Below are 23,836 nucleotides of genomic sequence, written 5' to 3' on the forward strand. Positions count from 1 at the left end.
GTTGCGTACCTAAGTACGCGGCCCTCCTCTTTCAAGGCAATCTGCGGCACTTGGAAACCCGTCTCCGTAGCTGGAGTTTTCCGCCTGCTTATTGCAGGCGTTACAGATGAAAGGAGACCAGTTAGATGCGTGTTTCTTACGACTGGCTCAAGACCATGATCGATATTCCGGAGGATCCCAAGACCCTTTCGGACGAATATATCCGCACCGGCACCGAGGTCGAGGCGATCGACACCGTGGGCGAGTCCTTCGACCACGTGGTGACCGCCAAGGTGCTCACCAAGACCCCGCACCCCGATAGCGACCATATGTATGTGTGCTCGGTCGACGTGGGTGATAAGAACCTCGACGCCGACGGCAACCCCGCCCCGCTGCAGATCGTCTGCGGCGCGCAGAACTTTGAGGCCGGCGACCACATCGTCACGGCCATGATTGGCGCTGTGCTTCCCGGCGACGTCAAGATCAAGAAGAGCAAGCTTCGCGGCGTCGTGTCCATGGGCATGAACTGCTCCGCGCGCGAGCTCGGCCTGGGCGGCGACCACTCCGGCATCATGATCCTGCCCGAGGATACGCCCTGCGGCATGCCGTTTGCCGAGTACGTGGGCTCGAGCGATACCGTGCTCGACTGCGAGATCACGCCCAACCGCCCCGACTGCCTGTCCATGATCGGCATGGCCCGCGAGACCGGCGCCATCTTCGATCGCGATTTCCACGTTGAGCTGCCCGCCATCAAGGCCGAGACCGGCCGCGCGACCGACGACGAGCTTTCGGTCGAGATTGCCGACGAGGGCCTGTGCGACCGCTATGTCGCCCGCATCGTGCGCAACGTGAAGGTCGGCCCGTCGCCAGACTGGATGGTCAAGCGCCTCAACGCCCTGGGCGTGCGCCCGCACAACAACATCGTCGACATCACCAACTACGTGATGATGCTCACCGGTCAGCCGCTGCATGCCTTTGACCTGTCTACCTTTGCCGAGCGCGACGGCCACCGCCGCGTGGTGGTTCGCGCCGCCCAGCAGGATGAGAAGTTCACCACCCTCGATGGCGAGGAGCGCACGCTCGACGCCGGCATGGGTCTCATCACCGACGGTGAGCGCCCCGTGGCGTTGGCCGGCGTTATGGGCGGCATGGATTCCGAGATCGAGGACGACACCGTCGACGTGATGGTCGAGAGCGCCTGCTTCAACGCCGGTCGCACCTCGCACACCAGCCGCGACCTGTCGCTGATCTCCGATGCTTCCATCCGCTTTGAGCGCCAGGTCGACGAGACCGGCTGTGTGGATGTCGCCAACGTTACCTGCGCGCTCATCGAGGAGATCGCCGGCGGCGAGGTTGCTCCCGGCTATGTCGACGTGTTCCCCGCGCCCAAGACCATCGACAGCATTAAGCTGCGCCTGGCCCGCGTGCATGCCATCTGCGGTGCCGACATCGAGCCCGACTTTATCGAGCGCTCGCTCACCCGTCTGGGCTGCACCGTCGAGCGCGACGGCGAGGACTTTATGGTCACCCCGCCGAGCTTCCGTCCCGACCTGCCGCGCGAGATCGACCTGATCGAGGAGGTCCTGCGCCTGTGGGGCATGGGTCGCGTGACGGCGACCATCCCGGCTGCCAAGAACCACATCGGCGGTCTGACCCGCGAGCAGAAGCTCACCCGTAAGGTCGGCGAGATCCTGCGCGCCTGCGGCCTCAACGAGACCACGACCTTTGGCTTTGCCGCCCCGGGCGACCTGGAGAAGATCGGCATGTCCACCGAGGGCCGCGGCTGCCCCGTGGTGCTCATGAATCCGCTGTTGGCCGAGCAGACCGAGATGCGCCGCTCGCTGCTGCCGGGCCTGCTGCAGTCCGTTGCCTACAACGAGGCCCACGGCACGCCCAACGTGCACCTGTACGAGGTCGGCAGCCTGTTCCACGGTCGCGAGAACGCCAGCCTGCCCAAGGAGACCAAGTCCGTGGCGGGCGTGCTCTCGGGCCAGTGGAGCGAGCAGTCCTGGAACATGAAGTACCGCAAGCTGCGTTTCTTCTTTGGCAAGGGCATCGTCGAGGAGCTGCTCGCCCAGCTGCGCATCGAGAAGGTTCGCTTCCGTCCTGCCGAGGGCGAGGGCTACGCCTTCTTGCAGCCGGGCCGCGCCGCCGAGGTTCTGTCCGGCGGTACCGTGCTGGGCTGGGTCGGCGAGATCCACCCCGAGGCGCGCGAGGCGATGGGCATCGATGAGGTCGTCGTTGCCTTTGAGCTCGATCTGGACAAGCTGATCAAGGGCGCTCGCAATCAGGAGAACTACCGCGAGTTCTCGCAGTACCCGGCCGTTGAGCACGACCTTGCTATCGTGGTCGACAACTCCGTGACCTGCGAGGATCTTGAGCGCCGCATTACCAGCGCCGGCGGCAAGCTGCTCGAGGGCGTGCGCCTGTTCGACGTCTACCGCGATCCGGTCCGCATCGGAGCGGGCAAGAAGTCCATGGCCTTTGCGCTTACGTATCGCTCGGACGACCACACGCTCACCAGCGAAGAGGTCGAGAAGGCGCACCAGAAGATCGTCACCAAGGTGTGCAAGGGCGTAAACGGCGAGGTCCGCGGCTAGGACCTGCACGGGGGTATGGGTCAGCGGCGGTTGCCGCCGAGCCCTACGAGACCGCTGTGTTCGGAATTAGGCATCGCTGACCAATCATATGTGACGGAAGTATTACAAAACGGCGCACTGCTTTGTCGGCAGTGTGCCGTTTTGCTATCATGGCCCGCGGCGTGTTACGAATCGGTTGAAGCGTAACACCGGCAAAGTGGTTCAACCGGCGCTGCAATTTCGTGCGCCGACAACCGGGAGGCGTATATGCACATTCCAGATAATTACCTGTCCCCGCAGACCGATGCCGTCATGGCGGTCGCGATGGTGCCCGTGTGGGTCCACTGCATCAAGAAGGTGCGCGCCACGCTCGATCGCGAGCACATGGCTTTCCTGGGCATTTGCGCCGCATTCTCCTTCCTGCTCATGATGTTCAACGTGCCTCTGCCCGGTGGTACCACGGGTCACGCCGTCGGCGGCGCGCTCATCGCACTGTTGCTGGGGCCGGAGCCTGCATGCATCGCGGTTTCGGTCGCGCTGGCGCTGCAGGCGCTGCTGTTTGGCGACGGCGGCATCCTGTCCTTTGGCGCCAACTGCTTTAACATGGCCTTTGTGCTGCCGTTTGTCGCAGCTATCGTGTTCCGCGCGCTCAATAGCCGCCTGCACGACAAGAGCTGGGGCACCGCGGTCTCGGCCGTAGTTGCCGGCTGGGTCGGTCTGTGCGTGGCGGCCCTATGCGCGGCGATCGAGTTCGGTATCCAGCCGATGCTCTTTACCGACGCCTCGGGCGCTCCGCTGTACTGCCCCTTCCCGCTGTCGGTCTCCATTCCCGCCATGCTGATTCCGCATATGCTGGTTGCCGGCGTGGTCGAGGGCGTCGCGTCTGCCGCTATCTACGGCTTTATCAAGAAGACGGCCCCCGGCATCATCGTTGGACCCGAGGCGACTGACGGCCTGCTTTCTGCCAAGGCCGTGACTGCCAAGAAGACTTCGCTGATCCCGACGATTATCCTCGTCGTGGCCCTGGTGGTCGCTACGCCGCTCGGCCTGCTTGCAACCGGTGACGCCTGGGGTGAGTGGGATGCCGAGGGCGCAGCGACGGCAGTTCAGGAGGCTGGCGATGACAGCCTGCAGGCTTCGGTCGGTCTCGACGCCCCGACCTTTGCCGATACGCTGCCCACGGGTGATTACCTGCAGGCGTATTCCGAGGAGAACAACCTTGACTTTGCCGGTCAGGCTGCGATGTATATCCTCTCGGGTGTGATCGGCGTGGCGGTGCTCACCATCGTCTTCCGTTTGATTTCGCTGACGGCAAAGGAAAGCCTGCCCCATGGCAACGGTCGAGCTGCCTAGCTGGCTGGCGACATCCGAGAACTATGAGCCCGCGGGGGCTCGGCATCGCGTGATGCAAAAGAACGTCCTACACCTGGCGAGCCTGCTTGAGCGGGTTCGCCTGGGTGGTGGCGCACACAAGGGCGGGTCGATGATTGACCGCGCCCTTTCTTGCGTTTCGGCACCGGTGCGTCTGGTGGGGATGTTCGTCTGCGTTCTGTGCGTGTGCCTGGCGCAGAGCCCGCTGTACCTGATGCTGATGGCGTCGATTGCGTTGGTGTTGGTCGCCGTGCGCCCCGCACGTGGGCTGCGCGCGACTTTTGTGCCGGCGCTTGGCGCCGCGGGGTTTGCCGTGGTTTTGGCACTGCCTGCCCTGCTGCTGGGCGCTTCTGCCGCGGGCACCATGCTCAAGATCGCGCTCAAGACATTCATTAACGTGTCGTTGGTGCTGGGTGTTTCGTGGACACTCACCTGGAGCCGCATGTCCGCGGCGCTCAAACTGCTGCATCTGCCCGATGAGGTCATCTTTACCTTTGATATGGCACTCAAGCATATCGAGGTGTTGGGGCGCACGGCACACGACCTCACCGAATCGGTCATGCTGCGCAGCGTGGGCCGCGCGTCTGCGGGGTTTTCGCGCACCGACTCGCTGGCGGGTATCATGGGCATGACATTTATCAAGGCGATGGAATGCAGCCGTGCAATGGACGAGGCCATGCTCTGCCGCGGCTTTGCCGGCGTGTACCCGGCGCCCGCGCGGAGTGGCTTTAGCTGGCGCGATGTGGTTTACGCGGCCGTTGTGGTGCTTCTTGCTGCGTTGTGCGCGGTGCTGTAGCGCGGATGTTTTAGCTGTCGATGTGAATAGGGAAGGGCGACGTTTTGGCAAACGATACGAATGGCGTGATGGGCGCGAGCGGTGCCGTCGGCGCCGAGACCACGCCTCTCATCGAGCTTCGCGACGTGGTGTTTTCCTACGCGGGCCATACGGTGGTCGACGGTGTTTCGCTGCAGGTGGACCGCGGAGAGCTCGTCGCCCTGCTTGGTCCCAATGGCTGCGGCAAGACGACGATCATGCGTCTAATCAACGGCCTTGAGCTTGCGGACGCGGGCGCGTACCTGTTCGACGGGCAGGCGATCGATGCGGCGTTTCTAAAGGATTCTGCAGCCGCTCAGCGTTTTCATCAGCGCGTGGGCTTCGTGTTTCAAAATGCCGATACCCAGCTGTTTTGCGCCACGGTGGGCGAGGAGGTCGCGTTTGGCCCGGCTCAAATGGGGTTACCGGCAGACGAGCTCGAGCGTCGCGTTCGCGATGCCATGGAGCTGTTCCAGGTTGCAGACCTGGTCGATGCCTCGCCCTATCAGCTTTCGGGCGGGCAGAAGAAGCGTGTGGCGCTGGCGGCAGTCGTATCGATGAACCCCGATATCCTGGTGCTCGACGAGCCTACCAACGGACTCGATGAGGATTCGTGCGACATCGTGGTCAGCTTTTTGCTGGCCTACGTTGCTGCCGGTAAGACGGTTTTGATGAGTACGCACCATCAAGATTTGGTGCGCCGCCTAGGTGCCCGCGCCATCTATATCGACCGATATCATCACGTGGTCGAGGCACCTGTGTCGTCATATGGAACCGAGATCGGCGCTGCGGAATAGTTGCTGCGTAGAGCGTGCGTAGCCGCCCGCGCGGCTTTGCCGTGATGGTATAGTTATCCAGGTTTTTATGGGGGTGGCTATGCCAAGCTGGAACATTCATATCGCTCAGACGGAACGACTATTGGCGCGTGCCGGCAAGCTTGCCGATAACGTGCGCGACCGCAACGCCTTTTTGTTTGGTTGCGTGGTTCCGGATATCTTCGTGGGCTATATGGTTCCCGGCATTGCCGATCCCATCCCGTACCGCATCACGCATTTTGCCAAGCCCGAGCCTATCCCCAAGCCGCGCGAGGATGAGTTTTGGGATACCTATGTGGAGCCGCTGCTCAAAGGCATGCCAATTGGTACGCCGACTGCGGCAACCTCGATTGTCGAAGAACGCGAGCGGCTTAATCGCGTGCATTATCCGCAGCGCTATAGGGATGCCGAGCCGGTCGTCGGCCCCAGTGCCGACGAGCTTTCGCTCGCACCCGAGGACGTGGCGCAGTCGTTGCTCGATCTGACGCTGGGCGTTTGGTCTCACCTGGTGGCCGATACCGTGTGGAACACCCGCGTAAACCAATACCTCGAGGCGCATGGTGGCAAGCCGTGTGAGGAGTTCCGCATTAAGAAGCAGGGCGACTTTGACTGGTTTGGCAAAACGCTCGGCATCGTCTCCATCCCGCGTGCGACCGATCGCCTCTATACAGCGGCGGCCCAGTTTGGCCAGTATTCGATTCCGCAGGAGTATGTGCTTAAGACTATCGGGGTCATGCACGAGATCGTGCGCGAAAACCCCGGCGAGCCGGATCATCCGCCGTACCGCCTGCTGACCGAAGCGTTCTTTGATGCAACGTTTACCGAGGTCGTCGAGATGACCGAGGCAGGTTTTGCCGCCCGCGTCGCATCACCCGGTGCGCCCGCGCTGCCTCTGATTGCTAGCTGCTAGCCGGCTGGCCCGATGACGAATAGGTCATCCCAATCGACAAGCAGTTCTAGCCGCAGAGCGTCTTCGGCGTCGCACTCCTGTTTGGTCTTTGGGGTGTAGGGAAGCCCGGCCTTTTTATGAATGAGTTCGGCAAGGTTGCCAAAGCTCCTTTTGTCCTTGATCTGCTCATAGGTAATTTGGATGACGTCGTAGCCCATGCTTGTGAGCGCGGTGGCGCGCTCGGCATCGGAGAGGTTTGCGGCTTCGCCGTCATGAGCGGAGCGGCCTTGGCATTCCAGAATGACACCCATGCTGTCGGTGAAACTTTCGATGAGGATATCGGCGTAACAGCAGGTTTTGTCATACAGTGAGCGCGCGGCTTCATTGAGTGGGATACGCGCGTTATTGGTGATCACGATGCCCAGGCCGCCCTCGTCGCGGGGGAGCGAGACAAGCATGGAGGTCTGTACTTCGAAGGGCGAGGCGGTCTGCCCCGTCATGTGCTCGGCCGCCCAGCGCAGTTGTTTAACGCCGCGCAGGCCTGCGGCCTGCTTGGCGAACGCGGCGATATCCGCCGCGCTGAGGAGCGGTGGGCGCTTCCACAAATTGGTGTCATTGCCCTTGGTGTCGACAACGCGTTTCCAACCACAGTCGGGCGGAATGAGCTTAAGTGACATTGCCTCATCAAGTTGCTGTTGCGTTCGCTCGCAGGGCTTAAACACTGCAAAGGAGCCGCACATCTCGTAGCAAGCCATGAGTAACTGGTTGCGTGAGACCTGCGTAGCAAGGCTGAGCAGCGTAAACTCGGGCGACGTGACATCAAATCCATGTTCAGTCTGCCTAAACGAACCGGGAGGCGGCTCTTGGGTCAGGAGGTGCGATTTAAACAGGCTTCGCGACCCGGATTGTACTCGAGTGAATACAAGCCTGTGAAGCGGTGCGTGAAGCAGGTCTTTTACAACTGCATGACTTCCGAGGCCGCAACATCTGCGATCCATATTGCCAAGGCTAATGGCGGGGTAAAGCCCTAATACCTGCGGCGGGATACGGTGATAGTAAAAAGCGGATTGACCGCATAGCGTCAGGTCCATGATATCCTCCTGGTCGAAATGTGCTTTTGGACCGTGCGATGCCAGCGTCAATTCGGAAGTATGCGGCAAAATCTGAACCCTGTGAGCAGACCTGGCTTTTGAGGCCAGTTTATCAGGCATTTTGTTGCGAAAAAACGGGGTGTGCTCGGAGGTCTCAGAATTTGCCGCATACTTCCGAAAACGCGGTCGATCTGGCTCTTGCTAAAACGATTTAGCAGCGTCGGGTAAGGTGTGGTTTCGCCATCGGGCGAACACTTTTAGGGCTTGGGACTTTATTTTTTGGGGCTTGAAGGGTGGATTTCGCGCTTTTGGTAAAGAAATGAGTGTGTGTTTTGCCGTGTGCAGGTATTGGCACACAGAAAAAGGGCCCGGAAGGCGAAGCCTTCCGGGCCCTTTGCAACGCAAATCTGCTTGCAAGTACGACTTAGCGCACCTGAGCGACGTAAGCGACGTTGGTCGAGGAGACCTTGTCCTCAAGCTGGACGCTCATGCGGGGATCGCCGGCGGTGGCGACGGTCAGATCGCCAGTCTCGACGTAGCCGAGCTCCTTAGCGGTCTCGATCGCCTTGACGATCGTGCCGTTGACGGTGCCCTGGGTAATCTCGGCCTGGTGCGGGATAACGCCCCAGTACATGATCATCTGCTGGACGGCCCACTCGTGGCGGGAGAACGCGCAGATCGGCATGTTGGGGCGGAAGTGCGAGATCAGGCGAGCGGTACGACCGGTGGTCGTCGGCACGGTGATGCACTTGGCGCCAACGGTGGTGGCCATGTTCACAGCGGACATACCCACAACGTTGTTGACAACGCGGGTGCCGTGAGCATCGGCCGGAACCTCGAGCGGAGCGTGGGCCGGGAGGTACTTCTCGGTCTCGAGAGCAATGCTGGCCTGCATCTTAACGGCCTCGACCGGGTACTTACCGGCAGCGGACTCGCCAGAGAGCATAACGGCGTCGGTGCCGTCGTAGATGGCGTTAGCAACGTCGGCAACCTCGGCGCGCGTCGGGCGCGGGTTCTGCTGCATGGAGTCGAGCATCTGCGTAGCGGTGATAACGGGCTTGTAGGCCGCGTTGCACTTGGCGATGATCTCCTTCTGGATGTGCGGAACAAGCTCGGGCTTGATCTCGATGCCCAGGTCGCCACGGGCGACCATGATGCCGTCGGAAGCCTCGAGGATCTCATCGAAGTTCTCGACGCCCAGGGCACACTCAATCTTCGGGAAGATCGTCACGTGCTCGCCACCGTTCTCGCGGCAAAGCTTGCGGATGCCGCGGACGGACTCGCCATCACGGATGAAGGAAGCGGCGATGTAGTCGATGTTCTCGGTCAGGCCAAAGAGGATGTCCTGACGATCGCGCTCGGTGATAGCGGGCAGCGAGATGTTGACGTTGGGCATGTTGACGCCCTTGCGCTCGCCGATCAGGCCGTCGTTCTTAACGACGCAGGTCATGTCCTGGCCACTGACGGACTCGACCTCGAGGGCAACCAGGCCGTCATCGATCAGGATGAGGGAGCCCTTCTCGACCTCGGAGGGCAGAGCCAGGTAGTCGAGGGAGATGTGCTCAGCGGTGCCGTGGAAATCCTCGGACGTGGGCTGAGCGGTGACGACGATCTTGTCGCCGGTCTTGACGGCAACCTTCTTGCCGTCGACCAGAAGGCCGGTGCGGACCTCGGGGCCCTTGGTGTCGAGCAGGATGCCGACGGGCAGACCGAGCTCCTTGGAAATACGACGGACGCGCTCGATGCGACCGTGGTGCTCGTCGTAGGAGCCGTGCGAGAAGTTAAAACGGGCGACGTTCATGCCCGCCTTGATCATCTCGCGGATGGTCTCGTCGCTATCGCAGGCGGGACCCATGGTGCATACAATCTTAGTGCGCTTGTACATTCAGACCTCCATCTGACATCGTCTTGCGCTGATAGATAAACCATAAGAAATAAAATCGAGTTGATTATAACGAAATACCGACCGAATACCCCAAAAAAACGACCGTATGCCGATTAAGAAGTTCATTTTTTGCGGGAAAACGGTATATGAAAAATCTTTACCAACCGCTCTAACCGCTGTTATCTGGGCGATATTTCAGTTTGACGAAGTGCCGAAGAAAAAACGTTTTACCAACATTGAGCATCACACGGTCTGCACCGTTGCACTCGAGCCGTGTTTCCAATTGGAATGTTTTGGCTAGACGCGCCGCTTTGGGGTACCATAGCTCCACTATCAACTGCCGCTCAGCACGGCAGCCTTGATGAGCCCTTGCCCTTCTCCTGGGAATTATGATCGGGCATCAATCTGCTGAGTGGCCCGAATCCCAGGAGGGGACTCTATATGCAAAAGGAATACCTGTCCGCCGCGGCGGAGGTGCTCAGCGACCAAGGTGTCGATGAGAACCTCGGCCTGAGCAGCGACGAGGCGTCATCGCGCCTCGCCAAGACAGGCCCTAACAAGCTCGAGGAAGCCGAGAAGACGCCGCTGTGGAAGCGTTTCTTTGAGCAGATGGCCGACCCCATGGTCATCATGCTGATCGTTGCCGCCGTTATCAGCGCGCTCACGGGCATGGTCAAGGGCGAGCCCGACTTTGCCGACGTCGCCATTATCATGTTCGTCGTTATCATCAACTCGGTGCTGGGCGTGGTCCAGGAAGCCAAGAGCGAGGAGGCCCTCGAGGCCCTGCAGGAGATGAGCGCGGCGCAGTCCAAGGTGCTGCGCGACGGCAAACTCGTGCACCTGCCGAGCGCCGAGCTCGTGCCCGGCGACGTGATCATGCTCGAGGCGGGCGACTCCGTCCCGGCCGACTGCCGCGTGCTCGAGAGCGCCACGATGAAGATCGAAGAGGCCGCGCTCACCGGCGAGTCCGTGCCCGTAGAGAAGCACGCCAACGTGATCGAGCTCGCTGCGGGCACCGATGACGTGCCGCTCGGCGACCGTAAGAACATGTGCTATATGGGCTCCACCGTCGTGTACGGCCGTGGTCGCGCCGTCGTGGTCGGCACCGGCATGAACACCGAGATGGGCAAGATCGCCGGCGCCCTGGCCGAGGCCAAGGAAGAGCTCACGCCGTTGCAAGTGAAGCTCGCCGAGCTCAGCCGCATCCTTACCATTATGGTTATCGTCATCTGCGTCGTCATCTTTGGCGTTGATATCATCCGCCACGGCGTGGGCAACGTTCTTACCGACCCGACCGCCCTGCTCGATACCTTTATGGTCGCCGTCTCGCTCGCCGTCGCTGCCATCCCCGAGGGCCTGGTCGCCGTCGTGACCATCGTGCTATCGCTTGGCGTGACCAAGATGGCTAAGCGCCAGGCAATCATCCGCAAGCTCTCTGCCGTCGAGACTCTCGGCTGCACGCAGACCATCTGCTCCGACAAGACCGGTACCCTTACCCAAAACAAGATGACCGTCGTCAAGCACGAGCTCGCTGCGCCCAAGGAGAAGTTCCTGGCCGGCATGGCGCTGTGCTCCGATGCTCAGTGGGACGAGGAGCTGGGCGAGGCCGTGGGCGAGCCGACTGAGTGCGCGCTCGTCAACGACGCCGGCAAGGCGGGCCTCACTGGCCTGACTGCCGAGCATCCGCGCGTGGGCGAGGCCCCGTTTGACTCGGGCCGCAAGATGATGTCCGTGGTCGTCGAGACCCTGGATGGCGAGTACGAGCAGTACACCAAGGGTGCGCCCGACGTGGTGATCGGCCTGTGCACCCATATCTACGAGGGCGATAAGGTCGTCCCCCTGACCGAGGAGCGCCGCGCCGAGCTCGTGGCGGCCAACAAGGCCATGGCCGACGAGGCCCTGCGCGTACTGGCGCTGGCAAGCCGCACCTACACCGAGGTTCCCGACGACTGCAGCCCCGCTGCGCTCGAGCATGACCTGGTCTTCTGTGGCCTGTCCGGCATGATCGACCCGGTCCGTCCCGAGGTGGCCGACGCTATCCACGAGGCGCACGACGCCGGTATCCGCACCGTCATGATCACGGGCGACCACATCGACACCGCCGTGGCCATCGCCAAGCAGCTGGGCATCGTCGCCGATCGCAGCCAGGCCATCACCGGTGCCGACCTCGATCGCATGAGCGACGAGGAACTCGACGCGCACATCGAGGACTACGGCGTGTACGCCCGCGTCCAGCCCGAGCACAAGACACGCATCGTCGAGGCTTGGAAGTCGCGCGACCAGATCGTGGCCATGACGGGCGATGGCGTCAACGACGCCCCGTCCATCAAGCGCGCCGACATTGGCGTTGGTATGGGCATCACCGGTACCGACGTCACCAAGAACGTCGCCGACATGGTACTTGCCGATGACAACTTCGCTACCATCATCGGCGCCTGCGAAGAGGGTCGTCGCATCTACGACAACATCCGCAAGGTCATCCAGTTCCTGCTTTCGGCCAACCTTGCCGAGGTGTTCTCGGTGTTTATCGCCACGCTCATCGGCTTTACCATCTTCCAGCCGGTGCAGCTGCTGTGGGTGAACCTGGTCACCGACTGCTTCCCCGCGCTTGCGCTGGGCATGGAGGATGCCGAGGGCGACATCATGAAGCGCAAGCCGCGCAACGCCAAGGACGGTGTCTTTGCCGGACATATGGGTCTGGACTGCGTGGTCCAGGGCCTAATCATCACCGCGCTGGTGCTGGCGAGCTTCTTTGTGGGCGTGTACTTTGACATGGGCTACATCCACATCGCCGATATGATCGCCGGCAATGCCGACGAGGAAGGCGTGATGATGGCGTTCATCACGCTCAACATGGTCGAGATTTTCCACTGCTTCAATATGCGCAGCCGTCGTGCGTCGCTGTTCACCATGAAGAAGCAGAACAAGTGGCTGTGGGCTTCCGCCGCGCTGGCACTGGTGCTGACGGTGATCGTGACCGTGCAGCCGACGCTTGCCGAGATGTTCTTTGGCCCCGTGACGCTTGAACTCAAGGGCGTTGTCGCTGCCCTGGGCCTGGCCTTCCTGATCATCCCGCTGATGGAGATCTACAAGGCGATCATGCGCGCGGTCGAGAAGGAGTAGGTCGAAAGGCCATCCTTCCCACCGGCCCGACCGCCTGCGGGGTTTCTTCCTCGCTGGTCCTCGCGCTTCGCGCTGCGGGATCGCTCGGAAGAAACCCCTCCCGGCGGGCGGGCCTTCGGATAACCTCGCGGGACCATTGGCTGAGGGAAAGTATGTGAGTCGGTCGAGCGTTTGCTCGACCGACTCTTTTTTTGTGGGTAAAATACCTGCTCAGTTGTGTGGTTTTGTGCTGGGAGGCATCTGTGGGCAAGGCTAAGGCTAAGGCGAAGAAAAAGACGACGGGGGCGCGGGCTAAGCGCGATCGTCGTCGGAAGCTCGCGACCGAGGCTCCCGCACCTGCTGAGGAGCTGCTGGCAAGCGTGCCGGGGCTCGACGCGCTGCAGGATGTTCCGGCGTTTGATGACCTGCCGGTCGATGAAGCCCAGCAGGCTGCCTTTGATGATTTCTGCGCACATGCCGAGGAGCCCGAGCAGATGCAGCTTGGCGCCGTGGTGCGCTTGGATCGCGGGTTTCCACTGGTGGCGACTGCCGATGACACGTTTCGTGCCGAGCATGCTGTGGGGTTTGCCAAGTCACGCGGCGAGGACGAGGTCCTGCTGCCTGCCGTGGGCGATCGTGTGGCGGTGCGCCGCGCTCCCGGGCACGATATGGGCGTGATTGAGTGCGTGCTGCCGCGCCGTACGAGCTTTGAGCGTTGGCGCGGCCGTGCCCGCGGGGAGCGTCAGGTGCTCTGCTCCAACGTGGATAGCGTGCTAATCGTGCAGGCGCTCGGTGCCGGCGAGGTGCTGCTCGACCGCGTGGCGCGCTCGCTGGTGTTGGCGCTCGACTGCGATGCCGAACCGGTGGTGGTACTCACCAAAGCTGACCGCTGCGATGCCGAGGAACTCGAGCGCGATCTGGACCGCGTGCGCCGCCTGGTGGGTCCGGACGTGCGCGTGATCGTGACGTCCTCTGCCGAGGGCCGCGGCCTGGACGAGGTCCGTGCCTGCGTGCCCGCCGGGAGCTGCGCCATGATTCTGGGCGAGTCGGGTGCCGGCAAGTCGACGCTGCTCAATGCGCTGCTGGGCCACGATACGTTGGCGACCGGCGGTGTGCGCGAACGCGACGATCAGGGCCGTCACACTACCGTCGCGCGCGTGATGGTGGCACTGCCGGGCGACGCCGGCGTGATCGCCGATGCCCCGGGCCTGCGTAGCCTGCCGCTCGTGGGTCACGAGCGGGGTCTGGCGCGCGCTTTCCCCGAGATTGTCGAGGCATCGCGCGCGTGCCGGTTTGGCGATTGCACGCATGTCCATGAGCCGGGCTGCGCCGTTCGCGAGGCCGAGGACGCCGGGCAGATCGATAGCCTGCGTCTGGAAACGTTCCAAAACCTGGCGTCATCCATGCGCGTGAGTGCTCAAATGCTCGATCCCGATGTCCATCTGTAATTGATTTTTCCTATGACAGCCGTCTCCCAACTGTTCGGGAGACGGCTTTTTTGCTGTGGAAAAGCCTCGAAACATGCAGTTTGCTGACGTGCTGACCAAAACCTTGCCACGAGCTTGACGGGCTGGTCAGCTTTTGGTCAGCGATTGGTTTGACATCGAAAACCAAGATTGCGATTGCGCCGCTTTGCACTCTGACCGCCCAGACAATGGTGGTACGGGCATTCGCCCGGCACTGCCATGAGAGGAGCGGCCGTGAACAAGAGCAAGCGCATCGCCATCAGTCTGGTCGCGGGCGTGCTCGCTGCTCTGCTCTGCATGGTTTACGGCTCGTCGATCCGCTCGCAAGCCGAACAGGTCCAGGCTGAGACCTTGGCCAAGTACGGTGGCGATCGCGTCGAAGTTTGCGTCGCGGCGCGCGATATCGATGTGGGCGAGACCCTCGATGAGACCAATGTCATAACCCAGGAATGGCTGACGAGCCTGCTGCCGCGTGACGCAGCGACCGAGCTGCGCCAGGTGCGCGGCGACGTGACGACTTCGCGTATTCCCAAAAACGCCGTGATCTGCAATGTCTACACCAAGGCCGAGAGCCGCAAGCTCGAGGTGCCTAAGGGCAAGGTCGCCGTTTCGGTGGCGGTCGATGCCGAGCACTCGGTCGGCGGTGCTACGGGCGTGGGCAGCTACGTGGATGTGTATGTGCAAAAAGACGGCGTGACCGATCGGCTGTGCGGCGCGTACGTGATCGATACCAGTGAGGATTCCGGTGCCACGCGCGAGGGCAAGATCGAATGGGTGACGCTGGCGGCTGACCCCGAAGACGTCAAGGAACTGCTGGGAGCCTCGGGCAAGGGAACGGTCAGCTTGACGATTCCCGCCACGGCGCGCGGCAAAAAGAGCGGAGGCGACGAGTGATGAAGGCGATCTGGCTTGCGTGCTGCGCGTGCGGCGATTACGGGCTGTTGCAGCGGGAAGTCGAGGGCCGTGATGCGGGTGCACAGGTGCTTCGCGTGGGTGACCTGGACGGGCTGGTTTCCATGGCGCGGGCGTTTCCGTCGCGCCGCGGGGCTGCCATCATCGCGGCGTCTCTGTTTGATACCGAAGATGTGCGCAAGACTGTTGCGCGCCTGACGGCCGAAGGCCGCGTGAGTCGCGTGGTCGTGTTGATAGAAGCGCTCGATCCGTCGGATATCGAGGGGCTGTTTCGCGCGGGGGCGACCGAGGTCATCGCTGCACACAGTATATGCGGCAACGGGCGCGCGGGCGAGGGAGCGGTTGATTCCGATCGGCGCATGACGATTGAGCCCGATGCTTTTGTTGATAGGGAACCCGGGGCGCCTCGCGCTACAAGAGGCCCGCGTGTTGATGATTATGGAAAAGCGGAAGCCGAGCATGGTCGGCGCCCCCGGAACCCCCTTGTATACGATGACGCTGGAGGGCCGGCGCAGCATGCTGGCGACTCCCCGGCAGTAGATATGGGATACGTGCACGGCGTGAATCTGGCGGATGAACTCGACGAAGTTGAGGGCCTTGCCGGGTGCGGCGAGTTGTCGCTGATGCAGCATGAGCAGATTGCGCAGAACGAGCCTGCCTCGCAGACCGAACAAGCAGCCATGCCGGCTTGGACGCAGCACGTGGTTGCGGCGGGGGAGACGGGGACGCTGTCACCGACGCCCGCCCCGCCGCCTCCGATGCCGCCGGCAGACGCTACCGCTCCGCCGCATCGAGCTCCAGTCATCTGCGCTATTTCGGGTTCGGGCGGTTGCGGCAAGTCGACGATCGTTGCCGCCATGGCACACACATCGTCGCTGTTGGGCTTGCGTGCCGCCGTGCTCGACCTGGACCTGATGTTTGGAAACCTTTACGACTTGTTAGGCGTCGATGCTCCGCGCGATATGGCGGCACTTATCGAGCCATCGGCGGCGGGCGCGCTCACCGAGCCGGATATCGTAGCCACATCGATGCGCGTGGCGCCGGGCGTTACGCTCTGGGGTCCCGTCGCGGCGCCCGAGCAAGCCGAGCTCATGGCACGTCCGGTGGAGCTACTGCTTGATGTCCTGCGTCGCGAATCCGACGTGGTCTTTATCGATACCTCGGTCTTTTGGGGCGACGCCGTGGCGGCTGCGGTGGCGGCGAGCGACCGTTGCCTGGTCGTTGGCGATGCGGCGGTGTCGTCCGCGGCATCGGCGTCGCGCGTCATTGAACTGGCAAGTCGAGTAGGTGTGCCGCGCACGCGTATGAGCGCCGTGTTCAACCGGTTCGGTGCGCGCGGGGCAGACGAGGACGTCGCTATGCGCTTTGAGATTGCCTGTGCGTTGAGCTCCAAGATTCGTATCGCCGATGGCGGGCAGGATCTCGCCGCGCTCATGGCGTTTGGGCGTGCTGACGAGGCAGTGGGGCAGACCAGCGCTTTTGCGACCAGCGTGCGCGAGGCCACGCGCGAGATGCTCGTGGAACTGGGGTGCGCCGTCGGCCCTTGGAGCGATATGGTCGCCGACCGTGCAATGCGCACCGAACGCCCGCGTATCCGCCTTCCCTGGTCGCACGAGGGTGATCAGCGATGAGCCTGCAAACGAGGATTAAGGCTGCCGGCGCTGCGGCGGCGGCAGCGCCTGTAGATGCGGGGCGTCGCCGCGCCGTGAAACGACGCACCAAGCGCGCCGTGATGGACCGCATGGGTTACGACGAAGTGGCGCGTATCAGCGCCTATATCGACCCGGCACTTGCCCGCTCGGAATTGCGTCCTGCGGTGGAGGCGGCGCTCAATGTTGAGGAGCCGACCGATCTCGCGACGCCCGAGCGCGAGGCCATCATCGACGAGATTTTGGATGACGTGGTGGGCTTGGGGCCGTTGCAGCCGCTCATCGAGGACGACACCGTTACCGAGATCATGATCAACGGCTGCCGCTCGGCTTTCTTTGAACGCGGCGGCGTCTTGTACCCCATCGAGCATGCGTTTGAGGATGATGAGCAGATCCGTGTGCTTATCGACCGCATTATCTCGCCACTTGGCCGCCGTATCGACGAGCGCAGCCCCATCGTCAACGCCCGCCTTAAAACGGGCTATCGCGTCAACGCGGTGATTCCGCCTGTGGCGATTGACGGACCGATTCTCACCATCCGAAAGTTCTCGGACCGTATCTGCTCGCTGGACGAGCTCGTGGGGTTGGGATCGCTGCCGCTTTGGTATGCGCAGCTGCTGTCGTGTGCGGTGTCGCTGCGACAGGACTTGGCGGTTGCGGGAGGCACGGGATCTGGTAAGACCACCCTGCTCAACGCGTTGTCATGTGAGATTTCCACCGGCGAGCGCATCGTGACGATCGAGGACTCTGCCGAGCTCAAGTTTGCGCATCATCCGCACGTGGTGCGCCTAGAGGCGCGCGAGGCTTCAATTGAGGGCGAGGGCGCGGTGACGATCCGCGACCTGGTGACTAATGCCCTGCGCATGCGCCCCGACCGCATCGTGGTGGGCGAGGTGCGCGGTGCCGAGTGCTGCGACATGTTGCAGGCCATGAACACGGGCCACGACGGGTCGCTCACCACGCTTCATGCGGGTTCAGAACAGGAGACCGTGGTGCGTCTGACGTTGCTTGCACGTTATGGCATCGATCTGCCGAGCGAGCTCATCGAGGAGCAGATTGCCATGGCACTCGACGGTATCGTGATGTCCGAGCGCCACGCCGATGGCAGGCGCTTCGTCTCCTCGTATTCGGGGGTGCGACGCGCCGCATCGGGCGGCGTAGAGCTCGAGCGCTATGTGACGTTCGATGCCGCCGAGCGCACCTGGACGCTTGACCGCGAGCCGCCGTTTATCGCAGAAGGCCTGCGGTCGGGGACGCTCACACAAGAGGAGGTGGACGAATGGAGATCACTGTGCCCCTCGTCGTAGGGGGCTTGGCAGGGCTTTCTGTCGCGACGGCGTGCGGGGCGGAACCTCGTGTGCCGCAGGTACCGCCGGCGGAGCTGGCACGTCAGGCGCTCGAGACGGTGGCAGAGAAGCTGCCGCGTGAGCTGGTGGAAAACGATCTGCTGAAAAAGATCGCCCGTTCGTGGGCATCGCTGGCTCCGGCGCATCGCCTTGGCCTCGTGATCGAAGATGCTTCGGGACGTTTGGCGTTTCTGCTGCTATCGAGCGGTGTCTGCTGCGTTTTACTAACGATGGTGTCGTTATCGCCCCTCGGATTTGCCTTGGGACTTGTTGCTCCGTTTGCCGTTGGTGCCGCCCGGGATGGCTTTGAGAGCCGGCGCGAGCAACACGATGCAGAAGAGGCGATGCCCGAGGCGTTTACCGCACTTTCCATGTCGCTTGCCTCGGGACATTCGCTGGCCCAGGGCATGCGCTTTGTGGGCGCTCATGCGCAAGAGCCAGTGCATACCGAGTTTTTGCGGGTGGCGGCGGCGATCGATTGCGGCATCTCGGCGACCGACGCGCTCGATGACTTGCTCGTACGTATCGACGCCCCCGGTCTTTCGCTTGTGACCTTGGCGCTTAAGGTGTCTCAGCGCACCGGCGCTCCGCTTGCCGACTTACTGTCCGAGGCGTCGAGCATGGTGGGGGAGCGCATTGAGCTCAAGCGCCGCCTGGATGTTAAGACGTCGCAGGCTCGCATGTCTGCGCATATGGTCGCGGCGATGCCGGCGGGCATGTGCGCGGTGTTGGCGCTGCTTTCGGCAGATTTTCGTCGCGGTCTTGCGACGCCTGCCGGCGCGGGCGCTGTGGTGCTGGGTCTTGCCCTCAACGCCGTTGCCCTGGTGGTTATCCGGCGCATTATGCGGGTGGAGCTATGAGCGCCTCGGTTGCAGTTGCGGCTTGCCTGTGCGCCCTGAGTGTATTTGTCGCGACGGGTTTTGATCGGGCGGATGCACGCAAGATCGCAGGGGCCTGCAAGCGCGAGGCGGTGCTGGTCGCTGCCGCGGGTCGCTCGGTGGTCGATGCTCTGACCGCGCGAGTGAAGGGCGCGGTTGGAGCGGGCGGCCCGGCGCGAGTGTCGCTCGGCGAAGTGTCCGAGATGATCGATGTTGTGCGCTTGGGTCTTTCGGCCGGTCTTTCGTTTGATGCGGCGCTTGAGATTTTCTGCGCCAACCGCCGGTCAGTGCTGGCTCTTCGCCTTGAGCGCGCCTGCATGGCGTGGCAGGTGGGCGTGGGCACGCGTGAGGACGAGTTGTTGGCCGCCGCGCGCGACCTGGACGTGCGAGCGCTCGAGACCTTTGCCATCACGGTGGGGCAGGCGCTCGCCCTGGGTGCCCCACTTGCCGAGACGCTGGCCGCTCAAAGTCGCGAGATCCGTGCGGCTCATCGCGCCGCGGTCGAGCGCGAGATCGAGCGTGCGCCCGTCAAGCTGTTGATTCCCACCGGCACGCTCATCTTGCCGGCGTTGCTTCTGTCCATATTGGGCCCGCTGCTGGGAGCAGGCGGGATGATGTAGGGAGGAATACATGAACACGATGGTCGAAGTTGCTGACAAGGCTTGGAGCTGGGCTTTTTGCCGGGCGATTCACACTCGCCAGCATGCCAAGGAGCTGTTGCAGGAGGAGAGCGCGCAGGGTACCACCGAGTACGCCATTTTAGTGGGCGTACTTGTGGTGATCGCGATTATTGCCATCGTTGCATTTAAAGGCAAGGTTAAAGAGCTATGGGATGCGATCAGCGAGGGCATCAACAGCCTGTAGAGGGCGAGCGCCCCATCGGGGTGCTGCTGGTGTTTGCTTGCCTGACCGTGGCGATAGCGGCGGTGCTTTGGGGGCTTAACGCCGCGCGGCAGCAGCGTCCTGGGACCGCCTCCGATTTGGGCTCAGATTCGGCGGTGGCGTCTCAAAAAGATGAGATGCGAGATGCGGACGATTCGGATGTCGCTGTCACGGCGCAAACCTTTCTGCGGACGCTCGACAAGCGGTCTGGCGCTGCGACGGATTCGCCTGAGGGCAACGCGATTGCGGTCCGGCTTGCATGGTCCGAGGACCGACCGATGACCGAAGCGGCGGCGGATATGCTGCGTGCCTATCGCGAGGTACCCACGGCGCAACTTGCTCTGAGCGGCTATCTCGACATCAAGGGAAACGTGTGGGGCGCCATCGTGCGCGACGGACGCGGCTGGGTCGATATGGTGACAATTGCCGCGGATGCTGGCGATGCTTCGTGTCGTCTGCGCGCCGTGCGCCTGAGCCCGCAGGCAACGGACTCAAAGGAGGGATCGTGAAATGCATGATGTCCTGCGTGAGGAATCTGCCCAGGCGACGGTCGAATACGCCATCGTCACGGTGGCGCTGTTATCGATCGTGCTGGCGATCGCGGGACTTTGGCGTGCCGGCACCGATGGGCGCTTGGCGGCGCTGGTTGAGCGGGCGGCATCTCATGGCGTTGCCTCGACGTCGGTTATCGACGCCGCTGCGGCCGCTAAGGACATCGCGTTGTATTGATGCCGCGCGCGAGGACCGGGCGCAGTCTACGGTCGAGGCCGCTTTTTTGCTGCCGACGTTTCTGACACTCATCCTTCTCGCGCTGCAACCGGTGTGCCTGCTCTATACGCGCGCGGTCATGGAGTCTGCCGCCGCCGAGACCGCGCGGCTCATGACCACGACGACGGCGGAGGACGACGATCTTAAGGAGTTCGCCCGCCGCCGACTTGCCGCAGTGCCCAACGTTTCGATCTTTCATGCCGGCGGGCCGTTGTCGTGGGATATCGAGCTTGGCCGGGCCGGTGCGGGTGGCGTCTCGTCCGTGTCCGTTTCCGGCGAGGTCAAGCCGTTGCCTGTGATCGGTGCGTTTGCGCAGGCTATGGGTGGTACCGCCGAGGGCGGCTACGTTGAGCTCAAGGTCGATGTCTCGTATCAATCGCGTCCCGAATGGCTGGAGGGAGATTATGATTCGTGGATTGCTGCATGGGATTAAGCGTTTCTGGTCTAGACGCGTTTTGACGCACCGTCCGAGCTGCCATCGCAAGCGAGGCGGCTTTATGGGTCGAGCCGGTGTCGATCTGTTTATCGAAGACGGCGCCTATACCACGCTTTCTTCTGCCGTGGTCATCCTAGTGGTGCTCACATTGTTGTTTTCGTCGACCGCGGCGATATGGAGCATGTCGCGTGCCGGGGATACCCAGGTGGCGGCTGATAGTGGCGCGCTGGCGGGTGCCAACGTAGTGTCGTCCTATCACACGGCTGCCACGGTGGTTGATGCGAGCATCTTGAGTCTGGGGCTGGCGGGGTTTGCCACGATCGGGACGGGCCTGGTCGCCATCCTCATCCCGGGTGCCGAGCCGGTTGCCGGCAATATGGTCGACACCGGGATCGAGATCATTAAAACGCGCAACAAGTTTGCCAAAAGCGCATCGGAAGGCTTACAGAAAATCGAGACGGCCCTGCCGTATCTGATCGCCGCGCGTGCCACGCAGGCGGTGTCGGCGCAGGATACCGATAGTGTGACCTATACCGGTACGGCGCTTGCCGTGCCCAGGACATCCGAGTCTGACTTCGCTGCGCTCAAAGGGTCAGAGATCTCGACCGATACCATTAAAGACACATCAGATGATTTAGAGGGTGCGGCCGAGGAGCTGCGGAAGGCTTCTGAGGACACGGCGAAGGCTAAAGAGCGTGCTTGGCTGGCGGATTGTGGTGGGTCTGACAAGGGCTCGGTCGGCAGCTGTTCTTGCATGTGGGAGCGTGCGAAAAGCCTAACGGATCTCTCCGGTGTTCAAAATCCGCATTACTCATCGAGCGTTACGTGGGAGCCCCAAGTTGCCCTTGATCGCGCGAAGGACTACTACCATTGGCGTCTGACAAATGAGAAGCCCCACGGCTCGAGTGTCGAGATGAAGGCAGAGTCTGCGGCGCGTAAGGCGTTTTATACCTATGCGAGCGCGGAGGTCGATCGGGCACATATAACCGAGAACGGAGACAGGGTTTCCTCCTATATTCCGCTGCTGCCGCGCAACTCTGATGAGGTTCGGGCGACGGAGCTCTATACCGATGCGGTGTGGCCGACGAGCGTGAACGATGACAAGGCGTATCTGCATTACGGGACGACCTGCCCTAACTATAAGAAAGGGACGCCGAGCGGATTTGCTTCGGTTGCCGATTACGATGGACAGGATAAATGCAGCAAATGCCATTTTGGCGTTTCGTCGCTTGGTGCTGTTGCGGCGCCTTCAACCTCTATCGAAAACGGCTTCGAGTATCACTTTGACAAGTTTAAAGACGCCCTGGAAGGCTACGTCGAATGCCGCAACAAAGAGCTCGAGCTCGAACGTCAGACCGAAGACGAGACCGACCGTGCGAGCAATGCGTTTGACCAGGCCATCAAAGCGCTTTCGGGCGAGCGTCCGCGTATCGCTCCTCCCGGTCGCAACGGCGTGGTTGCCTTTGCGGTTTCGGGTGCCATCTCGAGCCCCGATGAGCTCAACTCTTCGTTTAACACGGCAGTCAGGCTTGGCGATCGCGGTGCCATCTCTGCCGCGGTGCTGGCGCCCGATGAGGCGACGGCGCAAAACAACGTGCTTTCGCGATTTTTCTCGACATTGAAGGAACGCTCGGGTGGCGTTGCCGGCGTACTCGATGGCGTCATGGATGTCTGGGGACGGCTGCTTGTGGGATACGGAGACATCCAAGGTTCGGCCGACGAACTTATGGACGAGATGATTAAAGGCCTAGGAGGGGGCAGCGGCGCGTTGGGCTCCATCGCATCGTGGCTCGGCGATATCGTTTCGGCGTCCGTGGCGGCGTTGGATCTGGAGCCGTGCGACTTGCGCCTGCGAAAGCCGGTGCTGACTGATTCCGCCAACGTCATTAAGAGCCCGGGGTCTGACATTGCCGGTCTCTCTCAAGCGCAAGACAAGCTGCGAAGTATTCCGTTGGGCGTGACCGATCCCAAGGCGCTTTGCGAAGCGCTGGAATATCAAGTCGAGCGCACCATCAGCGGCACGACGTTCACGCTTGCGGAGATTCCGCTGCCCGGCGGCGGTTCCATCCCACTTACCGTCGATGTCACCACACTGGCGGGTGCCCTGGGCGGTGGGTCGTAATGGGCATCCGCACGCGCCTGTGCGAGGAGTGCGCCCAGGCGACGGTCGAGATGGCCGTGGTCACGCCCGTCCTGCTGGTTCTGGCGCTTATCGTGTACAACGTCATGGTCTTTGCCGGTGCGGTCGCACGCTTCGATCGCGTGGTGCCCGATATCGTGCTAGCACATGCCGTGGCGCCGAGCGGGGAGGGCGATGGCAGCTCCATCGATGCTTCCGCGACCGTTCAGGCTCAGATCCAACATGCCATGGAAGGCTATGACTTGCTGATCGAGGTCTCGAGCGAACAGGGTGCGACGACATCGGATGGCGGTTTGCTTTCGCTTTCCGGCACGTTTAGGACCTACACCTGCACCATGCACTATGAGCCGTGGCCGACTTCTCTCAGCATCGCTGGCGTTCCGCTGGGGGCGCCGACAACGTTGTCGCACGAGCGCGCGGTGACGGTCGATCCATGGCGCCCGGGGGTGGTCATGTGACCGCGGTCTCGTCCTACATCGCCTACGCGCGGGCACTCAATAGGCTGGGTTGGACGCCGGCGGAGTTTGTGGTGGCGGAGTCGTTTGTCGTGCGCCTGCGCGGCATGCTGGGACGGCATCCGGTTGCCGCCAACGGCTTGCCGCTCGTCATGGCGTTTCCACGCTGCTCTTCGGTCCATACGTGTTTTATGGCCTATCCCATCGATATCGCCTTTATCGATGCACGTGGCTATGTCCTCGTATGCTACGAAAACGTACGTCCCTGGCGTATGTGCTCCTGCCCCGGCGCCTGGGCCGTACTAGAGCGTCCTTCAATCATTGTTTCGACCCCTGCTCTCCAACGCGTGCCGGCTTAAGAATTGGCGACAGCGGACTT

The 23,836-nt window shown here is 62.3% G+C and carries 21 protein-coding genes; 19 read left to right on the forward strand and 2 right to left on the reverse strand.

All coding sequences use genetic code 11. The features are described from left to right. Window positions 1-125: 125 nt before the first annotated feature. The 5 genes from pheT (at window position 126) to AAAV21_RS06830 (ending at window position 6,468) form a co-directional block, all read left to right on the forward strand. A complete protein-coding gene (gene pheT / locus AAAV21_RS06810) occupies window positions 126-2,579 on the forward strand; it encodes a phenylalanine--tRNA ligase subunit beta (protein ID WP_349108345.1) in 2,454 nt (817 codons plus the stop codon). A 246-nt stretch (window positions 2,580-2,825) separates the two neighbouring features. Then, the gene (gene cbiM, locus AAAV21_RS06815; protein WP_349108346.1) at window positions 2,826-3,911 is read left to right on the forward strand and encodes a cobalt transporter CbiM; all 1,086 of its coding nucleotides are present in this window, start codon (window positions 2,826-2,828) and stop codon (window positions 3,909-3,911) included. Then, window positions 3,889-4,725 carry an energy-coupling factor transporter transmembrane component T gene (locus AAAV21_RS06820; RefSeq protein ID WP_349108348.1) on the forward strand — a complete coding sequence of 279 codons (837 nt, stop codon included), beginning with the start codon at window positions 3,889-3,891 and terminating at the stop codon, window positions 4,723-4,725. The genes cbiM and AAAV21_RS06820 overlap by 23 nt, the downstream gene beginning before the upstream one ends. A gap of 44 nt (window positions 4,726-4,769) precedes the next feature. Next, on the forward strand, window positions 4,770-5,540 hold the full coding sequence (locus AAAV21_RS06825; RefSeq protein WP_349108350.1) for an ABC transporter ATP-binding protein: 771 nt from the start codon (window positions 4,770-4,772) through the stop codon (window positions 5,538-5,540). A 79-nt stretch (window positions 5,541-5,619) separates the two neighbouring features. Continuing rightward, window positions 5,620-6,468, forward strand: coding sequence for a hypothetical protein (locus tag AAAV21_RS06830; protein ID WP_349108353.1), 849 nt, complete (start codon window positions 5,620-5,622; stop codon window positions 6,466-6,468). On the opposite strand, the gene AAAV21_RS06835 is transcribed toward AAAV21_RS06830, so the two are convergent. Together AAAV21_RS06835 and pyk are read right to left on the reverse strand one after the other, a co-directional pair. After that, entirely contained in the window at window positions 6,465-7,538 is a 1,074-nt protein-coding gene (locus AAAV21_RS06835; RefSeq protein ID WP_349108355.1) for a hypothetical protein, read from the reverse strand. The genes AAAV21_RS06830 and AAAV21_RS06835 overlap by 4 nt on opposite strands. 424 nt (window positions 7,539-7,962) lie before the next feature. Beyond that, a complete protein-coding gene (gene pyk, locus AAAV21_RS06840) occupies window positions 7,963-9,423 on the reverse strand; it encodes a pyruvate kinase (RefSeq protein WP_349108356.1) in 1,461 nt (486 codons plus the stop codon). 441 nt (window positions 9,424-9,864) lie between these two features. Between pyk and AAAV21_RS06845 the strand changes: the two genes are divergently transcribed. From AAAV21_RS06845 to AAAV21_RS06910, 14 genes are all read left to right on the forward strand, one after another. Then, a complete protein-coding gene (locus AAAV21_RS06845; protein ID WP_349108359.1) occupies window positions 9,865-12,546 on the forward strand; it encodes a cation-translocating P-type ATPase in 2,682 nt (893 codons plus the stop codon). A 347-nt stretch (window positions 12,547-12,893) separates the two neighbouring features. After that, window positions 12,894-13,973 (forward strand): ribosome small subunit-dependent GTPase A, encoded by a 1,080-nt coding sequence (gene rsgA, locus AAAV21_RS06850; protein WP_117817014.1) that lies wholly within the window; start codon window positions 12,894-12,896, stop codon window positions 13,971-13,973. Between the two features lie 252 nt (window positions 13,974-14,225). After that, window positions 14,226-14,885, forward strand: a complete 660-nt coding sequence (cpaB, locus tag AAAV21_RS06855; protein ID WP_231500753.1) for a Flp pilus assembly protein CpaB — start codon at window positions 14,226-14,228, stop codon at window positions 14,883-14,885. After that, the gene (locus AAAV21_RS06860; RefSeq protein ID WP_117839816.1) at window positions 14,885-16,534 is read left to right on the forward strand and encodes a P-loop NTPase; all 1,650 of its coding nucleotides are present in this window, start codon (window positions 14,885-14,887) and stop codon (window positions 16,532-16,534) included. Before cpaB ends, AAAV21_RS06860 begins: the two co-directional genes overlap by 1 nt. Then, entirely contained in the window at window positions 16,531-17,859 is a 1,329-nt protein-coding gene (locus tag AAAV21_RS06865; protein WP_117839815.1) for a CpaF family protein, read from the forward strand. Before AAAV21_RS06860 ends, AAAV21_RS06865 begins: the two co-directional genes overlap by 4 nt. Next, a complete protein-coding gene (locus AAAV21_RS06870) occupies window positions 17,832-18,758 on the forward strand; it encodes a type II secretion system F family protein (protein WP_117563706.1) in 927 nt (308 codons plus the stop codon). The genes AAAV21_RS06865 and AAAV21_RS06870 overlap by 28 nt, the downstream gene beginning before the upstream one ends. Beyond that, a complete protein-coding gene (locus AAAV21_RS06875; RefSeq protein WP_117759583.1) occupies window positions 18,755-19,396 on the forward strand; it encodes a type II secretion system F family protein in 642 nt (213 codons plus the stop codon). The genes AAAV21_RS06870 and AAAV21_RS06875 overlap by 4 nt, the downstream gene beginning before the upstream one ends. 10 nt (window positions 19,397-19,406) lie before the next feature. Then, window positions 19,407-19,640 (forward strand): hypothetical protein, encoded by a 234-nt coding sequence (locus AAAV21_RS06880; RefSeq protein ID WP_117583818.1) that lies wholly within the window; start codon window positions 19,407-19,409, stop codon window positions 19,638-19,640. Continuing rightward, on the forward strand, window positions 19,604-20,167 hold the full coding sequence (locus tag AAAV21_RS06885; protein WP_349108360.1) for a hypothetical protein: 564 nt from the start codon (window positions 19,604-19,606) through the stop codon (window positions 20,165-20,167). The genes AAAV21_RS06880 and AAAV21_RS06885 overlap by 37 nt, the downstream gene beginning before the upstream one ends. A 1-nt stretch (window position 20,168) precedes the next feature. Further along, complete coding sequence (locus tag AAAV21_RS06890) at window positions 20,169-20,387, forward strand: hypothetical protein (RefSeq protein ID WP_117563704.1); 219 nt, start codon at window positions 20,169-20,171, stop codon at window positions 20,385-20,387. Then, a complete protein-coding gene (locus AAAV21_RS06895; RefSeq protein ID WP_117839813.1) occupies window positions 20,323-20,859 on the forward strand; it encodes a TadE family protein in 537 nt (178 codons plus the stop codon). Before AAAV21_RS06890 ends, AAAV21_RS06895 begins: the two co-directional genes overlap by 65 nt. A 64-nt stretch (window positions 20,860-20,923) precedes the next feature. Then, the gene (locus AAAV21_RS06900) at window positions 20,924-22,984 is read left to right on the forward strand and encodes a hypothetical protein (protein ID WP_349102574.1); all 2,061 of its coding nucleotides are present in this window, start codon (window positions 20,924-20,926) and stop codon (window positions 22,982-22,984) included. Continuing rightward, the gene (locus AAAV21_RS06905) at window positions 22,984-23,460 is read left to right on the forward strand and encodes a hypothetical protein (RefSeq protein ID WP_117773223.1); all 477 of its coding nucleotides are present in this window, start codon (window positions 22,984-22,986) and stop codon (window positions 23,458-23,460) included. The genes AAAV21_RS06900 and AAAV21_RS06905 overlap by 1 nt, the downstream gene beginning before the upstream one ends. Next, on the forward strand, window positions 23,457-23,816 hold the full coding sequence (locus AAAV21_RS06910; RefSeq protein WP_231500755.1) for a DUF192 domain-containing protein: 360 nt from the start codon (window positions 23,457-23,459) through the stop codon (window positions 23,814-23,816). The genes AAAV21_RS06905 and AAAV21_RS06910 overlap by 4 nt, the downstream gene beginning before the upstream one ends. The last annotated feature ends 20 nt before the right edge of the window (window positions 23,817-23,836 follow it).

The sequence above is a fragment of the Collinsella sp. CLA-AA-H302 genome (assembly GCF_040093305.1).
Lineage (GTDB): Bacteria > Actinomycetota > Coriobacteriia > Coriobacteriales > Coriobacteriaceae > Collinsella.

Bases quoted from the DNA above. Each gene is read 5' to 3' on its own strand.
- AAAV21_RS06865 (WP_117839815.1), top strand. From the start codon at position 16,531: ATGAGCCTGCAAACGAGGATTAAGGCTGCCGGCGCTGCGGCGGCGGCA.
- AAAV21_RS06895 (WP_117839813.1), top strand. From the start codon at position 20,323: ATGGCGTTGCCTCGACGTCGGTTATCGACGCCGCTGCGGCCGCTAAGG.
- AAAV21_RS06875 (WP_117759583.1), top strand. From the start codon at position 18,755: ATGAGCGCCTCGGTTGCAGTTGCGGCTTGCCTGTGCGCCCTGAGTGTA.
- AAAV21_RS06905 (WP_117773223.1), top strand. From the start codon at position 22,984: ATGGGCATCCGCACGCGCCTGTGCGAGGAGTGCGCCCAGGCGACGGTC.
- AAAV21_RS06890 (WP_117563704.1), top strand. From the start codon at position 20,169: ATGCATGATGTCCTGCGTGAGGAATCTGCCCAGGCGACGGTCGAATAC.
- cbiM (WP_349108346.1), top strand. From the start codon at position 2,826: ATGCACATTCCAGATAATTACCTGTCCCCGCAGACCGATGCCGTCATG.
- AAAV21_RS06830 (WP_349108353.1), top strand. From the start codon at position 5,620: ATGCCAAGCTGGAACATTCATATCGCTCAGACGGAACGACTATTGGCG.
- AAAV21_RS06860 (WP_117839816.1), top strand. From the start codon at position 14,885: ATGAAGGCGATCTGGCTTGCGTGCTGCGCGTGCGGCGATTACGGGCTG.
- AAAV21_RS06885 (WP_349108360.1), top strand. From the start codon at position 19,604: ATGGGATGCGATCAGCGAGGGCATCAACAGCCTGTAGAGGGCGAGCGC.
- pyk (WP_349108356.1), bottom strand. From the start codon at position 9,423: ATGTACAAGCGCACTAAGATTGTATGCACCATGGGTCCCGCCTGCGAT.
- AAAV21_RS06820 (WP_349108348.1), top strand. From the start codon at position 3,889: ATGGCAACGGTCGAGCTGCCTAGCTGGCTGGCGACATCCGAGAACTAT.
- pheT (WP_349108345.1), top strand. From the start codon at position 126: ATGCGTGTTTCTTACGACTGGCTCAAGACCATGATCGATATTCCGGAG.
- AAAV21_RS06900 (WP_349102574.1), top strand. From the start codon at position 20,924: ATGGGTCGAGCCGGTGTCGATCTGTTTATCGAAGACGGCGCCTATACC.
- AAAV21_RS06835 (WP_349108355.1), bottom strand. From the start codon at position 7,538: ATGGACCTGACGCTATGCGGTCAATCCGCTTTTTACTATCACCGTATC.
- AAAV21_RS06870 (WP_117563706.1), top strand. From the start codon at position 17,832: ATGGAGATCACTGTGCCCCTCGTCGTAGGGGGCTTGGCAGGGCTTTCT.
- AAAV21_RS06845 (WP_349108359.1), top strand. From the start codon at position 9,865: ATGCAAAAGGAATACCTGTCCGCCGCGGCGGAGGTGCTCAGCGACCAA.
- AAAV21_RS06880 (WP_117583818.1), top strand. From the start codon at position 19,407: ATGAACACGATGGTCGAAGTTGCTGACAAGGCTTGGAGCTGGGCTTTT.